This window comes from Mesorhizobium sp. L103C119B0 (genome assembly GCF_000502235.1).
In the GTDB taxonomy this organism is placed as follows: domain Bacteria; phylum Pseudomonadota; class Alphaproteobacteria; order Rhizobiales; family Rhizobiaceae; genus Mesorhizobium.
Window position 1 is genome coordinate 29375 of the sequence record NZ_AYXE01000025.1, and the last position, 16888, is coordinate 46262.

The following is a 16888-nucleotide window of genomic DNA, read 5'->3' on the forward strand; positions in this document are numbered from 1 at the left end:
CTTGTACGTGTAAAGCAAACAATCATGCTCGCTATACACTGGGATTCGGATAGTATTAGCGACGGATCGTGTACTCGTCGGGGTTCGCAAGGGATGGAGACGACCGAGAAAACTCGGCAGATCAATGACATGGCGACGCACGGAAGAAGCTTCCGGGCGAATAGCAAGTATCGCCGGTCAGGTTTTTCCAGGCATCTCTGGAAGACGACTGCGCTGTCCACTCTGGCACTTGCCCTTACCGGCATAGCCGCCCATGCCGGCGACACCGGACTGTGGCAGCCGCAGGTCCGCGCCATCATCGGCGCCAACAACAATGGCGGCAACACGGCGATCGAGGGTTTCCTGCCGCTGAAGCAGAACCTCGAATCCGTTCTCTTTCTCGATGTGCGCTCGAAATACGATTTCGACGACGGCTTCGGCCAGGACGTCGGCCTCGGCGTTCGCCGCATCGTGAATCCGGATCTGATGATCGGCGGCTACGCCTATCTCAACATCCAGAACCACGACAGTCACCAGTTCGTCGCCTCGACGCTCGGCCTCGAGGCCATCACCTCAAAATACGATGCGCACGTAAACGTCTATCTGCCGATCAGCGGCGACCGCAGCACGGCCGGGCAAGAGTCGAGCCTGTCGCTGGTCGGTCATCAGCTGATCGAGCAGATATCGGCCATCGCCCACCGCGATTACGCGGCCTGGGGCATCGAGGGCGAGGTCGGCGTTCAGGTGCCGCTCAACCTGCCCGAGAACCATTCACTGCGTTTCGATGTCGGCGCCTACCATTTCGGCGATCCCGACGGCGACGACGGCAGCATCACCGGCGCCAAGGCCGGCCTGGAATATTCGATCGGCGACGTCATCGGCAAAGGCACGTCGCTGACCTTCACCGGCGAGGTGCGCAACGACAACCGCGATGACACCCAGTTCGCCGGCAGCATCCGGCTGACGGTGCCGCTCAACGCTTTCGACAAGGGCTCGTCTTCGGCCGATGACGGCGCCGAGCCGGTCTATCCGGTCAGCCCCGGCCTGCGCAAACGCGTCAACGAGCGCGTGCGTGGCGACATCGGCGTTCGCATCGAGAGCCAGGACAAAGTTACCGGCACGTCGACGCGGGTGGCGATCAATGCCGCCACCAACACGGCATTCGGCCAGTTCTTCTTTGCCGATGGTGACAACGACGCGCTCGGCCTCGGCACGATCGGCGACCCGACCACGCTCGACAATGCGGTCGCCGGCGCCGGCGCGAACGGCGTCGTCGTCGCGCTCGGCGGCAAGGGCAACATTACGACAGCCGGTGTGACGCTCGCCAACGGCCAGACCGTCATCGGCGGTGGCGGAGGCGTCCAGGCGCGGCTCGTCGACGGCAGCATCGGCACCTACAATTTCGGCGGATCCAACGGCACCCTCCAGGGCACCAACCCCGCCAACAACGTCCTGACGCTCGCCAACGGCAACACGCTGAGCGGCATCATCATCACAGGCGGCAAGGACGGCATCCTCGGCAACAACATCACCGGCGCCACGTTGACCAACGTCACGGTCACCGGCGCCGGCGGCCACGGCGCCGACTTCACCGGTACATCGACCGGCGTCAATGGCTCGAACTTCACCGCGACCGGCAACGGCCTCGACGGACTGCACATCGAAGGCGACGGCACCTATAACTTCACCGGCACGACGCTGCTGCAGGGCAATGGCGACGACGGCCTGGATATAACCGGCCACGGCACCTACACTTTCGCCACCCTCAACGCGCTCGACAACAACGATGCCGGCATTACCGTGAAGGGCACCGGGATCGCCGGCTCGATCACCATCACCGGCGGCCAGGTGTCGGGCAACAAGGCGCTCGGCGACGACGGGGTCGGTGTCTTCATCGATCCGATCACCGCCCATATCGTGCTGGATTCGATCACCCAGACCGGCGGCGCATCGGGCGTCGTGCTCGAGAATCTTTCGGGCAGCTTCACCGTCAACGGCGCGACGACGATCTCGAACACGACCGGACCGGCCATCGCGATCACGGATTCGCCGGCCGCGATCCGCTTCGGCGACATCGACATCATCAATCCCGGCTCGGACGGCATGGTGTTTGCGGGCGCCAACACATCGATAATTGCCGGCAACATCGTCATTGCTGGCCTCGGCTCCGGCGTCGGCCTCGATTTCTCCGGCAGCCAGACCAATTTCAGGGCGCAGTCGCTCAACATCACTGGCACAGGCGCCGCCGGCTCGATCGGCATCGATCTGTCTTCGCCGAGCGCGGGCGGGGCGACGATCGTCATCACCGATGGCGGCGCGATCGCCAATGTCGATACCGGCGTGCGCTTCGGCATTTCCGGCTCGCTGGCCAATTCGGCCAATGCCCAATTCAGTTTCGGCGGCGGCTCGATTGCCGGCATCACCGCCTCGCTCGACGCGCGGGGGCTCAACCAGACGCTCGGGCTCTATGCTTTCGGCTCGACGACCTTCAGCGGCCCGCAGCTGTTCGACCAGCAGAATGTGATTTTCGTCGGCGCGACCGCGACCGGTTCGGGCACCGGATCCTCGCTGCTCGACCTGGCGACGGTCGCGACGGCCGATGCCAATACCGACGGCACCGCGATCTTCGTGCTGGTCAATCGCGGCACGGACATAGACGATGCGGACGGCTTCTCGCTGAGCGCCGGCCAGACGCTGGCTTCGTTCGGCAATGGCCGCACGTTCTCGCTCGGCGGCATCCCGATCAATGTGACGGGCGACAATGTCGTGCACAGCAGCACCGTCTCCGACGCCGGCGGCGCAGCCACGCTGACCAATAGCGGTGCCGGCGACACGGTGACGCTCGCCAACAATACCTCGCTGCTCGACTTCAACCTGTCCAATACCGGTGGCGGCAACGCGGTTCACGGCAGCGCCGTCAGCAATGTCACAATGACGGGCCTAGCCGTCAGCGGCGCCGACCTGAACGGCTTGCTGTTCGACGGCACCAATACCGTTGCCGCCACCAACCTCAGCTCGACCAACAATGGCGGCGCCGGCTTGTCGATCCAGGGCGACGGAACCTATTCGTTCAACGGCACGACGACGCTGTCGAACAACGGCACCGACGGCCTGTTGATCAACGGCAACGGTACCTACGGCTTGGAGACGCTTGACGCCAAGGTCAATGGCGGCAGTGGCGTCGACGCCACATCGACGGGCGCCGGCAAGCTGACGACCACTGGCGGAACGATCTCCGGCAATGGCGGCAACGGATTCAGCGCATCCCAGATTGGGCTCGATGTCACGCTGACCAGCCTCAACCAGATTAGTGGCGGGACCGGTGTCGGCCTCACGAACGTCACCGGCAGCTTCGATATCTCCGGCTCGACGGCGATTTCGAACGTCGCAAACGGCATTGTCATCCAGAATAGCTCGGCAACGGTAGGCTTTGGCGGCAATGTCACGGTCACCGCTCCTTCTGGCTCTGGTATCATACTGGCTGCCAATTCCGGTGCCATCACTTTCGGCGATGTCGCGATCGACCAGCCGGGCCAAAACGCGATCGACATTTCCGGTACGAACGGCACGATCAGCTTCGCCAACATCGACATCACCGGCCTGCCGACCGGCAAGACCGGGCTCGACCCGTCGGGCAGCCAGTCGACCTTCACCGCCACCTCGCTCGACATCACCGGCGCCGGCACTTCGACCGGCATCGACCTTTCCGGCACCACCGGCGGCTCGGTGACGATCGGCACCGGCGTCATTTCCGCCGGCACCGGCGTCCAGATGGGCACGCACGGCGCGCCCGGGACCAGCGCCAACACCACCTTCTCGTTCGGTGCCGCCGGCGGCGCATCGATCACGGGGACCACCGCCTCGCTCGACATGCGCGGCCTGCTGGCCGGCAACGGCACCTATGCTTTCAACGCCACCCATCTGGTCGGCCCGCAGCTGTTCGACACCGCCAACGTCATCTTCGTCGGCGCAGCAAACACCGGAACCGGCTCCGGCGCGAGCGTTGGCGACCTTATCAACGCCGACGCCGCCGACGGTCTGACGACCGGCGCCAACACCATCTTCGTCCTTGTCAACAGCGGCGCTGGAACCATCAACACCGATGCCGACGGCTTCACGCTTGCCGACGGCCAGCAGATCGTCTCCTTCGCCAACGGCAACACCGTCGCTCTCGGCGGGCCGCCGGCCAACGTCACCGGCGCCGAGGTGGTTACTTCGGGCACCCAGGTCGATCCGTTCGGCAATGGCGCCGCCACCCTCAACAACTCGGCCGGCAGCACCATCGATCTCGCCAACGGCAACCGCGTCGCCGACCTCAGCGTCAGCAATGCGGGTTCGGGCTCGGCGATCAACGGATCGAATGTAAACGCGGCCACCATCACCGGGGTGACGATCAGCAGCGCCGTAACCGGCATCGACCTGACCGGCGCAACGGGTGCGATCAACATCACCAACACGACGATGGGCGGCGTCAGCGGCACTGGCCTGCTGGCCAGCAACTTCGGCGGCACCGGCACCTTCAACAATTTGGACATCACCGGCGCCGGTATCGGCGTCAGCGTCACGGGCGGTTCCACGGGCACGCTGACCTTCGACAATGCGAGTTCGATCGCCGGCACGACGGGCACGGCGCTCAGCATTCTTGGAGCAACGCCTAACCTCACCTACAACGGCACCATCAATCAGACGAGTGCCGCGAGCGCGGTCATGATCAGCGGCATGACCGGCGGCTCGGCCACCTTCGACGGCCAAATCACCGCCAGCACCGGCGCGGCCAACGCCATCGACCTGACCGGCAATGCCGGCGGCACGATCAATTTCACCGGCGGGCTCGACCTCACCACCGATGGCGGCCTTGCCTTCAGCGCCATCAATGGCGGCACGCTCACCGTCACCGGCACTAACACGACCGCATCTGGGCTCGGCCCTGTCGAAAACGGCATCCATCTCGGTGGCGCCGGCGGTTTGACCATCGGCGCAGGCGGCGTCATTTTCGACAGCGTCACCGTCGACGGCTCAGGCGGCGCCGTGCAGACCGGCATCCTCATCGAAAACACCAGCGGCGGCAGCGTCACCTTCGGCGCTGTCGACATCAATCGCGTCAATGGCGACGCCATCCGCCTCACCAACGTGGCCAACGCCGTTACCTTCAATGGCACGACGACGATCGACACGGTTGTTGGCGGTGGCCCCGGCTTCGTGGTGCAAGGGAGCGCCGCGACGCTCAATGTCAACAATCTGGTGACGACGCTGGTTTCGGGCGACGACGTCAGCCTGACCAACAACACCGGCACGATCAACATCGGCGGCACCATCACCAATTCCGGCACCGGCAACGGCGTCGTGGTTTTTGGCGGCAGCGCCGCGATCACGGTCTCGGCCAACATCTCCAGCTCGGCAACAGCACCAGGCACGGCGGTCAAGATCGACGGCACCATCGGCGGCTCGGCCCAGTTCAGCGGCAGCGTCACGTCGACCGGCACCGGAAATCTGTTCGCCATCGGCTCGACATTGCCCCCGGCAGGCGGTGCGTTCAGCTTCACCGGCCCGACCCTGTCGGCGAACGGTGGCGGCGGCGCGGTGGTCGGTGGCCTGATCGGCACCGCAACGTTGAATGTTACCACCCCGCTATCGATCACCGATGCCTTGGGCACCGGCCTGTCCGTCTCCGGTGTCGCGAGCACCGCATCGGCAACCTTCGGGGCGGTGACCGTGACGGGCGCCGGCGGCATCGGCATCAACATTGTCGGCAATGCCGGCACGGTGACCTTCGGCACGACCCAGGTCAAGCTGGGCACCACGAGCGGCACTGCCGGCATCAACTTCGCCGGCACCAACAACGATGTCAGCTTCGGCACGACCACCATCGACGATGTCGGCGCCAACCAGACCGGCATCGACTTCAGCGGCTCCTCGACGACGGCCGATTTCGGCCTGACGACGATCACCGGCCTGGGCGACCTGACCTCGCGCGGCATCGACCTGTCGTCGACCACCGGCAACAAGGGCATCACCTTCCTGCAGGGCTCGAAGATCGACAATGTCGGCATCGGCGTCGAATTGTCGTCCGGCCAGACCACGGCGACCTCCGCCAATGCCAACTTCACCTTCGGCGACGGCGATTCGACCGACGGGCTGGAATCCTTCATCATCGCCGCCGCCGGCGGCTTCACCGTCAACACGGTCGGTCTCGATCCGACGCTCGGCAACTACGATTTCGACGACGTGTTCTTCACCGGCAGCGCCAACCTCGCCACCGCGCCCGGTTCGGTCACGCTGGTCTCGCAGTCGGGCGGCTTCATCGCCGCCGGCACGACCGGCAATCTCAGCATGGGCGTCAACACCATTTCGCTCGCCGCCGCCGATGCGCTGACCGGCACGCAGAACTTCGCCTTCGTCGGCACGATCAATCTAGGTGCCACCGCCTTCACGCTCGATTCCGGCCAGACGATCACCGGCTTCGGCAACAGCAATGTGGTTTCGACCGGCACGATCCAGCCGGCCAACGTCCAGGGCAATCTCGGCGCCACCGGCGGCAACATCACCGGCGACGAGGCCGTGGTCAGCGGGACGGCCAACCTGATGCAATTGCTCGGCGACAACGCCGTGCGCCACACCGCTTTCGACTTCAGCAGCGCGACCGGTGCCGCATTCCTCGTCGATCAGAGCGCGGTCGGCTTCAGCAATGCCAGCGGCATCACCATCGAAGGCGTGACGATCAGCAACGTCGCCGCTGGTCAGACGGCCATCCAGGTCGCTGGCCTCAACGGCAATCTGTCTATCATCAACAACAACATCAACGTTGCTGGCACGCTGCTCGACGTCAACGGCGGCAGCGGCACCATTTCGGTGTCACGCGGCATCCTGCCCAACAGCGCCACTCCGGGAACGCTGACCGGTGGCGGCATCAATATCGCCAACCGCACCAGCGGCGCGGTGACCTTCACCGACCAGGTGACGATCACCGGCGGCAACGGCGTCTCGATTTCGGGCGGCAGCGCGGCAGCTGCGGTCAACTTCAATGGCGGCCTCGACATCACGACATCGCTCGCCACCGGCCTCAGCCTTTCGGGACTGAATGTCCTGACCGTCGCGAATGCCGGTTCGACGACGATCAACGCGACGGGCCAGACAGCGCTGTCGCTGCAAGGCACACTCGGCGCCGGCGGCGTCAATGTCGACAGCATCACCTCGAGCGGCGGCACCAGCGGCATCATCCTCAACGGCGTCACCGGGGCGGTGAATGTCTCCGGCGCGACCAGCATCACCGGCACCAGCAGCTTCGGCATAGACGTCACCGGCGCCAACACCGGTACGTTCACCTTCGGCGCGGTGACGGTCAACAACACCGCCACGGCCGGCGGCGGCATCCATGTGGTATCAGGCACGGTCAACGTCACCGGCCTCGCCAACATCGATACGACGAGCGGCGTCGGCCTGTCGCAGAGCGGCGGCACGACAAGCTTCACCGGCGGTGTGACCATCGACACCACCTCCGGCACGGCCATCGTGGGCACCGGCGGCACGATGGGCATCACCGCCACCGGCGGTGCCGAGACGGTAAACTCGACCCTCGGCCAGGCGATCAGCCTCTCCGGCGTCGCCGACAGCATTGCGCTCGACTCGACCTCGTCGGGCGGCGGCACCAACAATGTCAGCCTGGCCAATGTCACCGGAACAGTCAGCCTCGGATCCGGCGCATTGAGCGGCGCTTCGGGCGTCGCATTCCTGGTCACCGGCGGTGCTGCGACCGTCAGCTATGGCGGCACGGTCACCAAGACCACCGCCGGCAAGATCGTCGACATCTCCGGCGTCACCGGCGGCACGGTCACGCTGTCCGGCGCGCTCAGCGCCACCGGCGGTTTCGACAATGGTGTTTATGTCCACGGCAACTCCGGCGGGACCATCACTCTCGGCGGTGGCACGAAGACGCTGACCACTGGCGCCAATACGGCGGTCGACTTGACGACCAACACCGGCGCGACGATCAACTTCGATACGGGTGGCCTGGTGATTACCACCACCTCCGGCACGGGCTTCAACGCCAGCAGCGGTGGCACGGTCAGCATCGGTGCGCTCCTCAGCGACAACAGCATCACCACGACGGCCGGCGGCACCGCGTTGAACCTCAATGGCGTTACGATTGGCGCTGCGGGCATGAATTTCGACAGTGTTTCGGCCACTGCCGCCGCAACCGGCATCTCGCTGAACAATATCGCCTCGTCCGGCGGCGGCGCCATCATTCTCGGCACGGTCAACCTGCAAGGCATCACCACGCGTGGTGTCGATGTTTCCGGCACGCTTGGCGCGGCGCTGTCCTTCAACGATCTCGACATCGGCCTGAACAGCACCACGGGCGTGGCCTTCGACCTCAACGGTGCCACCATCAATGCGGCGGTGACGGCCAATGACTTCGATGTCACCAATGCCGCCGCCGCCGGCACCTCGATAGGCGTCGACCTGCGCGGCGCCATCGGCGGCCAGACGGTGCGCCTCGGTGATGCCGTGGTCGGCGGCGCCAGTTCCAGCATTGCCGGCGTCAACACCGGCGTGTTCCTCAACAGCGCCACCAACCTCGCTTTCACCTATGGCGACGGCGAATCGGCGACCGACCAGCTCTCGACCATCGGCGCCAATGTAGGCATCGATGCCTCCAGTGCGCCGGTTGCCGGCACCTACAATTTCCAGGATGTGAACTTCCAGTCGGCTCCCGGCCTGGGCTTCGGAGTCGGCAAGGTCTATTTCGTCGGCGCGTCCGCGACCGGTGACGGTAGCGGTCGCGACCAGAACAATCTCGCGACGCTGGCCACCGCCGAAGCAGCAGCCGTGGCGACGGACATCCTGGTTCTCGTCAACGATGGCGGCACCATCACCGCGGCAGGCAGCAATGGCAACGACACGCTGGCGCTCGCCACCGTCGAGCAGGTGCGCGGCTTCGGCAACGGCAACATCAATCTGGCGCTGACGGTGCCCTCCACCATCCAGCTCGCCAGCAACAGCATCTCGATCATCGACCAGACGCCCAATGGCGCCGCGACGCTGACGACGAGCGCCGGCAACAATGTCATCACGCTCGGCGCCAGCGGCAACATCATCGACGGCTTCATCCTGAATGGCAGCCCGGCGGGTGCCGCGCGTGGCGTCAAGGACAATGGCGCGGGTGCTGCGAATACCGTCATCAGCAACATGACCATCAGCAATTTCGCCACGCAGGGTATCGAGATTACCCCGTCGAACAGCACGACGATCAACAACGTTACTTTCTCCGGCAACGCCAGCGATGTGTGGCTGAACGCGTCCAACACCACCATCACCAACGTCACCAGCACCGGCGCCACCGGCATTGCCTTCAGGCTCGACAACACCGTCGGCACGACGACGCTGACCAACGTCAACATCACCACCGCAGCGACCGGCACCGGCATCGCCTTCGGCGGCGCGTCGGGCGCTGGCGGCACGATTGCCGGTATCAATGTCGATATATCGGGCGGCAGCGGCCTTTCGGTGACCGGCGGCAACGCGGTGATCAGCTTCGACGGCGCCAGCTCCATCATCAGCACGTCGGGCGCGGCGACCACGATCTCGACCCGCGCTGGCGGCAGCTTCACCTTCGCCGGCTCGGTGATCGCCAACGGCGCTGCGAGCGGCATCAGCATTTCCGGCGCGACGGCGGCCAATACGGTGAGCTTCACCGGTACGGTCGATCTCGGCACCACGACGCCGATGACCGGCACCGCAGTCGCAATCAACAACGGCGCCACGGCCTCGACCGTCAGCTTCGCAAACCTCGACATCGTCACCAACGGCACCACCGGATTCAGCGCCATCAATGGCGGCACGGTCAATGTCACGACCGGCACGGTGAGCTCCACTTTCGCGCAGGCGGTCAACCTCAACGGCATCGCCATCACCACCGGCATCAATTTCACCTCGACCAATTCGACCGGCGGCACCAACAACGTGTCGCTGACCAATGTCACCGGCGCCGGCACTGTCAGCCTCGGCTCCGGTGCGCTCGGCGGCGCGACCGGCGCGGCCTTCCTGGTCACCGGCGGCTCGGCCAATGTCAGCTATGCCGGCTCGGTCACCAAGACCACGGCCGGAAACGTCGTCAGCATCTCCACCCGCACCGCCGGCACCACGACATTGTCGGGCACTCTCAGCGCCACCGGCGGCGTGGCCAACGGCATCCTCGTCAACGCCAACACCGGCGGCACGATCAACTTCTCCGGCGCCAGCAAGATACTGACCACCGGAGCCAACAATGCCGTCGACCTGACGGCGAACACCAACACCGCGGTCAACTTCACCGGCGGCGGCCTAGCCATCACCACCACCTCCGGCACCGGCTTCAACGCCACGAGCAACGGTACTGGCACCGTGACCGTTATCGGCTCGGGCAACACGATTTCGACCGGCAGCGGCGTCGCGGTCAACCTTGACAGCGTTGCCATCGCGGCGGGCGGCGTGACCTTCGCTTCCACGAACAAAGGCGCCGGCGGCACCAGCGCCGTCATCCTCGATACCGTCACCGGTTCGGGAGCGATCGACCTCGGCACCGGCGCGCTGGTGGGCGGAACAAGCGCCGTGATCCGTATCGGCGATGGCCTAGGCACCGCCAACAGCGGCGGCACGGCGGCCTTCACCTATGCCGGCGCGATCACCAGCGGCAGCACCGGCCCGGCGGTCAACATCCAGGATCGCGCCCTGACCGCCGGCAACATCACCCTGTCGGGCAACATCACGCATAATGCGGCGGGCCAGATCGGCATCCTGCTGGACGACAATGTCGCCGGCATCATCACCTTCTCCGGCGCGTCGAAGTCGATCACCTCGACCACGGCGGCTGGCGTCAGCCTGAGCAACAATACCGGTGCGACGATCAACTTCACCAATGGCGGGCTGGTCATCGCCACCACCAGCGGCGCCGGTTTCAATGCCACCGGCGGCGGCACGGTGACGGTGCAGGGCACCGGCAACACCATCGCGTCCGGCACGGGCACGGCGCTTAATGTCGCCAACACGACGATCGGCGCCGGCGACGTGACGTTCAGGAGCATTGCGTCAAATGGTGCAGCCAACGGCATCGTGCTCAACAACACCGGCACCAGCGGCAATCTGGTGGTGACCGGCACCGGCGCGACGGGGGGCAGCGGCGGCACGATCCAGAACTCGACCGGCGATGGCGTCAGCCTGACCGACACTCAGGATGTCAGCTTGAGCAACATGATCATCAGCGACAATGCGGGCAACGGCATAAAGGGCCTGCGCGTCAACGGTGTGGTGCTCAACGGTCTGACCCTGAACAGCAATGCCGATGCCAACACCGAGTCCGGAATCCTGGTCAACGAACTTACCGGCAACGCCTCGCACGTCACCACGTTCACCAACCTTACTGTCTCGAACTCTTTCACCCACAATGTGCAAGTCATCAATTCCGGCGGCACGTTGACGAACCTTGTGGTGAGCGGCGGTACGTTCTCGAACAACGGCGCCTCAAACAATGCCGGCAGCGACTTCATCTTCGAGGCGGACGGCGCCGGTGTCGCCGGCGCGCCGACGATGACGCTGACCGTCGACGGCGCAACCTTCACCGGCAACAACGCCTATCCCGGGCCGGGAGTCATCCCTGGAACCGGTCTGTTCGTCATTGCCAATGACGGTACCGTCAACGCTCACATCGGCGAGACCACGGGAAATCTGTTCAACAATCTGAACAACGGCATCAACCTCACCCAGAGCAGCAATTCCGGCGCCGGCACGGGCGGCAATCTGAATTTCACCGTCCGGAACAACACCGTCACCAACAGCGACTCGACGGCCATCAATGTGTTCAGCAGCGGCGACCTCGCACGGACGCTTGACGGCACAATCGCCAACAACGTCATCGGTACGCAAGGCGTAGCAATCTCGGGATCGCGAACCGGCTCAGGCATCCGGGTCGGCCATGAAAGCCTCGGCGTCGCCAAGGTGCTGATCGACAACAACATCATCCAGAGCATCGGCGTTAACGCCATAAGCGCCGGAGAGAGCATCGACGTCACGCAGGTCGTGCAACCGGGCACAGTGCACGCGACAGTTACCAACAATACCATTCGCGACAATGCCGAGAGCCGCGGCATCAGGGTCTACGCCGTGTTTGCCGGGGCCATCATTAATGCCGACGTTCATGGCAACGTCATCACCAACGTCAACAACCCCAATGCCATCGCCTTCCTCGCCGACGGTATCGGCGTTAACGACGGCACGATCAACCTACCGCAGGCCAACGATGCCGGTATCGAAGCCGCCAATGGCGGGGCAACGGCATCGGAGGACGCCCGAACGTTCTTCAGCCAGCCGCTGCCACCGCTGCCTGCCGCGACACCGTAGTCAGCAACCTTGGATTTCGTCCTAGGAAATATATTTTATGAATCTGATATCGACTTGTTGTCTTACTTAGGCATAATACAAGAATTCAGACAGTAAGCGGCCAACGGAGGGGACGGGGATGAGTGAGCCTTATTTAGGTGAAGTCAAGATCATTTCCTGGAACTATGCACCGCGCGGCTGGGCATTTTGTAACGGCCAGTTGTTGCCGCTTAACCAGAACCAGCCATTGTTCTCACTTCTTGGCACCAGGTACGGCGGCAACGGCCAGACAAATTTTGCCCTTCCGGATATGAGGGGACGTGCGCCGGTTCATACGGGCGGCCCTATCGGTACAATTGTCGGCGGCCAGGGCGGCGAAGAGTTTCACACGCTCACGCTCGGCGAAATGCCGACACACAACCATTTCGTCAATGCATCGAACACTGCCGGCAACGTCAACAATCCATCCGGCGCCCTGTTGGGGGCGAACGCCAGCCCGATCTATCAGCCGCCTGGCAGCGCGGTGGCTATGGCGAAGGAAAACATCACTTTCGTCGGTGGCGGCCAGCCGCATGAGAACAGATCGCCCTATCTCGTCTTGAATTTCATCATTGCCCTGCAAGGCATATTCCCGTCGCGAAATTAAGAGGACGCTTCGATGAGCCAACCTTTTGTCGGCGAGATCAGGATGTTCGGTGGCAATTTCCCTCCGAATGGCTGGGCGTTCTGCCAAGGCCAGTTGATGCCGATCTCCGAGAACGAAACCTTGTTCAATCTGATCGGTACGACCTATGGCGGCGACGGGGAGGAAACATTCGCCCTGCCCAACCTCGCATCCCGCACCCCCGTCCATGCTGGTAAGGGCCCGCTGGTCAGCCAGACCTATATCATCGGAGAACTGGGCGGGGTCGAATCCGTCACTGTTTCAACCCAACAAATACCGAACCATTCCCATACCTGGACCGGTTCGTCGAATATCGCCAAGAATCCGGGTCCGTCCGGCGGTGTCCTGGCGACATCGAGCCTGCTGACGCCCTATGTGGGTATCGCACCTGATGGCAACATGGCCGCCGGAGCCATTTCGCCGGCCGGCGGCAGCCAGCCTCACGACAATATGGTGCCGTTCCTCGCCGTCAGTTTCATCATCTCGCTATTTGGCATCTTCCCCCAGCAAAGCTAGAGACTTGCCATGACCAATCCGTTCGTTGCCGAAATTCGAATTTTTGCCGGAGATTTCGCCCCGACGGGGTGGGCGACCTGCGATGGCCAGCTCCTGCCAATCTCGCAGAATACGGCGCTGTTTTCGCTGCTGGGCACAGTTTACGGCGGCGACGGCAAGTCGACCTTCGCGTTGCCGAATATGGCTGGTTCCGCGCCCATGGGGCAAGGACAGGGCAATGGCTTGTCGGAGCGGTTTCTCGGCGAGACGGGTGGCGAAACGTCCGTCACCCTTCTGCAAACGGAAATGCCGCAACATAATCATTTTGTCGCGATATCCACCGAGAGTGGCGCCCAGGGAACTCTTACCGATGCGGTTGTTCTGGGGAAGTCGGGGGGCGGAACGCTGTATCAGAACAACACTTCGCAAAATCTGGTCCAGATGGACCCCCAGGCACTGAGCATAACGGGCAGTACGTTGCCTCACAACAACCTGCCTCCCTATCTGGCGATGACGTTCATCATTGCCATGCAAGGCGTTTATCCGGCGCGTCCGTAAGCGCCACTCCATGATCCAGCTTCCGATTGTGGACAACGGGCCTGTTATATTTTGCTGGGTGCGCGCGGCGCGGATTGATCTGACGTTCCGCCCGATGGCGGACGCCGATCTGCCGTTCCTGTCGGCGCTCTACGCCTCGACCCGCGCCGAAGAACTTGCCGTCACGCCGTGGAGCGACGCGCAGAAAACGGCGTTCCTCGACATGCAGTTTCAAGCGCAGCACGCGCATTACCAGAAATACTATCCCAACGCCGACTGGCTGGTGATCGAGCAGGCAAGGCAAGATATCGGTCGCCTGTATATCGAGCGCTCGGCGAGCGAGCATTGCATCATAGATATCGCCTTCCTGCCGGCGCATCGCGGCAAGGGGTCTGGCGGTGCGTTGCTCGCCGATCTCATCGATGAGGCCGCCGCCGTCGGCAAGTCGGTCTCGATCCATGTCGAGAAGAACAATCCAGCGCGGCGGCTCTACAAACGTCTCGGCTTCACCGTTGCCGAGGACAAGGGCGTCTACGACCTGATGATCCGTTCGCCGTAAGGGCCGTGCCGGTCGTCACGTGCCGCGATACCAGGAGACGATGGTGAAACGTTCGTTGCGCGTGACCGGGGTGACTTCATGCGTCGTTTCCGAACGAAAGGCGACGAGAGAGCCCGGCAACGCGGGCATGGCAACGCGCAGGCCCGGGCCGCTGTAAGGCCCATGCAGGACCAGCGAGCCGCCTGCATAGCTTTTTGGCGAAGGGTTGTCCGATTGACGGTTGAGAAAGATCACCGCCGAGATCTTTCGGAACCGCGACTCGTCGTGAATGAGCGGCGTGTTGCCATCCTGGTGCGGCACAAAGAAATCGCCTTGCCGATAGTGAAGGAACTGAGGTTTCTCGACCTGGCCGAGCAGCAGCCCGAAATGCCGCTCCAGAGCCGCCTTCTGCTGCGCCAACAGGGCACTCACTCGCTCTTCAGTGGCCTGCGAAACATCGGCGCGCACGGTCTTTCGGATCTCCGGCCATGCCATCTTCTGGTCGGCACGCCCCAGCAGGCCGGCCGGACGGCCCACGGCCGCCCGAATTTCCGCGCACAGTGCGCTACACGCCGCTCCGTCAAATACGTCCGCAATCTCGATATAATCGATCATATGTCGAGCCGCCGCGCTGCCAAATCGCCCTGATGGCCGGAGCGTCCCAGTGGCCGATCCGGTCGAAAAAAATCAGTTGAATACCGCCTCGTAAAGCCGCCCTGCCTCATCGGCAGCGATCGGCACGATGAAGATCTCATGGGCGCCGCTTTTGCCGTTGAACCGATAGATAGCCTGCGGCAGCGCCGCGTCGCGCGGCCCCCTGAACAGCAGCGTGAAGCCACCGCCGTCGCGCGGGCTGTTGGCAATGGGCTGCACCGCGCTCAGTTCCAGCGTGAGCGTCTGACCGCCGGCTTCGACGGAAAAGCTCTGCCCCTGCTCGAAATCCGAAAGCGATGCCATGCGCCTGCCCTGGTTCGTCTGTCTTTCAGACGGCTGTCTTGAGATGTCTATCCCGTCAGCCAATGTCGCTGCTTGATGGCATGCTGTCTATAGAGCTTGATCTCCGGAAGTAGAAAAGAGCACGATCGAACAACGAGGTAGATTTATCCCGCTAATGTCGGGGTAGATCAGTCGTCAGCGCGTTGCGCCCTCGCCGCCGCTGGCCTAAACCGGAGTGCATAAGAGGAGAATGCCAGGGATGACCGATGCGAAAACGGACCGGGCGGAAAGCATGGCGGCCAATGCGCTGCCGCTGTTCTACAAAAAGCCCGAGGCGCTCAATCCGCTGCGGCACGGCTCACTCGGCCTTACGGCGCGTGCCGATTTCTCCTTTGCCCGCACCGCGCACGCAATCCCCGTCGTCGCCTCGGAAATGCCCGCGGCGATGCGCTCTTACCCCATTGTTTTCATCGGCGACGCCAAGGCGCCGGTCATCATCACCGGCCTGCGCCAGGACCAGAACCTGTTCGTCGGCGCCGACGGCAAATGGGCGGAGCCGCATTACATTCCCGCCTATGTCCGCCGTTACCCCTTTATCCTTGCCGATGAATCGAAAACGACCGGCCGCCTGACGTTGTGCATCGACCGCGCCAGCGAACGCGTCGTCGAGCAGACGCCTTCGTCCAAGGGCGGCGACGAGATCGCGCCCTTCTTCGACGGCAACGAGCCGGCCGAGCCCTCGAAGCAGGCGCTCGCCTTCTGCAGCCAGTTCCAGACCGACTTCAATGCGACTCGCGCCATGATCGACAAGATCGACGCGCACGGCCTGTTCGCGCCGCGGCAGAGCAAGGTGACGCTGGAGGGCGGCGAGACCCTCAACCTCACCGACTTTCAGGTGATCGACGAGCCGGCCTTCAACAAATTGAGCGACGAGGCGTTTCTCGATCTCAGGAAATCCGGCGCGCTTGCGCTGCTCTATTGCCATCTCGCCTCGGGCAACAGCTGGACCTCGCTGGTCTTCCAGGCGTCATTGCGGCGAGCTGGCTGACGCGGCCCGCGACGAAAAGCTTCGGCAAGGCGCGGGTTGTTTAAATCAACGGTTCGCGCCTTCGTACGACGATCTCTCCGCCGCTCGAATCATGCTGTTGTCGTGCAGATCGCTTGCCATGACGGGCTGGCGAACTCCCAATGCTCGACGTGTAGCTCTCGCCGAAATGCGCCGAGGCGGCATCACCCCCCGGTTCGCGGACCTATCAATAAAGTCGAGCACGCCAGCCTTGCTGCCCTCCTCAATCGTTGAATAGTCGGTCGCGGCCATCGATCACGGTCCGAACGCAAAAAGCCCGCGTGAAGCGGGCTTTTTTTGTTGGTTGCGGGGACAGGATTTG

8 protein-coding genes are annotated in these 16888 nt (G+C 63.6%); 6 read left to right on the forward strand and 2 right to left on the reverse strand.

Annotated elements, in window-relative coordinates:
• The first annotated feature begins 129 nt into the window (after nucleotides 1–129).
• The 5 genes from X728_RS138785 to X728_RS138765 all read left to right on the forward strand — a co-directional run bounded on the left by X728_RS138785 (nucleotide 130) and on the right by X728_RS138765 (nucleotide 14585).
• Nucleotides 130–12351, forward strand: a complete 12222-nt coding sequence (locus X728_RS138785) for an S-layer family protein (protein ID WP_155924040.1) — start codon at nucleotides 130–132, stop codon at nucleotides 12349–12351.
• Between the two features lie 118 nt (nucleotides 12352–12469).
• Nucleotides 12470–12976 carry a tail fiber protein gene (locus tag X728_RS138780; protein WP_031196049.1) on the forward strand — a complete coding sequence of 169 codons (507 nt, stop codon included), beginning with the start codon at nucleotides 12470–12472 and terminating at the stop codon, nucleotides 12974–12976.
• Nucleotides 12977–12988: 12 nt separating this feature from the next.
• Nucleotides 12989–13510, forward strand: coding sequence for a tail fiber protein (locus X728_RS138775; RefSeq protein WP_023832999.1), 522 nt, complete (start codon nucleotides 12989–12991; stop codon nucleotides 13508–13510).
• A 9-nt stretch (nucleotides 13511–13519) separates the two neighbouring features.
• Nucleotides 13520–14047 carry a tail fiber protein gene (locus X728_RS138770; protein ID WP_023686661.1) on the forward strand — a complete coding sequence of 176 codons (528 nt, stop codon included), beginning with the start codon at nucleotides 13520–13522 and terminating at the stop codon, nucleotides 14045–14047.
• A 10-nt stretch (nucleotides 14048–14057) separates the two neighbouring features.
• Nucleotides 14058–14585 (forward strand): GNAT family N-acetyltransferase, encoded by a 528-nt coding sequence (locus X728_RS138765; RefSeq protein WP_023833000.1) that lies wholly within the window; start codon nucleotides 14058–14060, stop codon nucleotides 14583–14585.
• A 15-nt stretch (nucleotides 14586–14600) separates the two neighbouring features.
• Here the strand turns inward: X728_RS138765 and X728_RS138760 are convergent, their stop codons facing one another.
• The gene (locus X728_RS138760; protein WP_023733650.1) at nucleotides 14601–15179 is read right to left on the reverse strand and encodes a 2OG-Fe(II) oxygenase; all 579 of its coding nucleotides are present in this window, start codon (nucleotides 15177–15179) and stop codon (nucleotides 14601–14603) included.
• A 72-nt stretch (nucleotides 15180–15251) separates the two neighbouring features.
• On the reverse strand, nucleotides 15252–15521 hold the full coding sequence (locus X728_RS138755) for a hypothetical protein (RefSeq protein ID WP_023833001.1): 270 nt from the start codon (nucleotides 15519–15521) through the stop codon (nucleotides 15252–15254).
• Nucleotides 15522–15759: 238 nt separating this feature from the next.
• Between X728_RS138755 and X728_RS138750 the strand changes: the two genes are divergently transcribed.
• On the forward strand, nucleotides 15760–16548 hold the full coding sequence (locus X728_RS138750) for a SapC family protein (protein ID WP_023833002.1): 789 nt from the start codon (nucleotides 15760–15762) through the stop codon (nucleotides 16546–16548).
• Nucleotides 16549–16888: the final 340 nt, after the last annotated feature.

Coding starts and splice junctions, on each gene's coding strand:
- X728_RS138785 (WP_155924040.1), top strand. CDS start 130: ATGGCGACGCACGGAAGAAGCTTCCGGGCGAATAGCAAGTATCGCCGG.
- X728_RS138780 (WP_031196049.1), top strand. CDS start 12,470: ATGAGTGAGCCTTATTTAGGTGAAGTCAAGATCATTTCCTGGAACTAT.
- X728_RS138775 (WP_023832999.1), top strand. CDS start 12,989: ATGAGCCAACCTTTTGTCGGCGAGATCAGGATGTTCGGTGGCAATTTC.
- X728_RS138770 (WP_023686661.1), top strand. CDS start 13,520: ATGACCAATCCGTTCGTTGCCGAAATTCGAATTTTTGCCGGAGATTTC.
- X728_RS138765 (WP_023833000.1), top strand. CDS start 14,058: ATGATCCAGCTTCCGATTGTGGACAACGGGCCTGTTATATTTTGCTGG.
- X728_RS138760 (WP_023733650.1), bottom strand. CDS start 15,179: ATGATCGATTATATCGAGATTGCGGACGTATTTGACGGAGCGGCGTGT.
- X728_RS138755 (WP_023833001.1), bottom strand. CDS start 15,521: ATGGCATCGCTTTCGGATTTCGAGCAGGGGCAGAGCTTTTCCGTCGAA.
- X728_RS138750 (WP_023833002.1), top strand. CDS start 15,760: ATGACCGATGCGAAAACGGACCGGGCGGAAAGCATGGCGGCCAATGCG.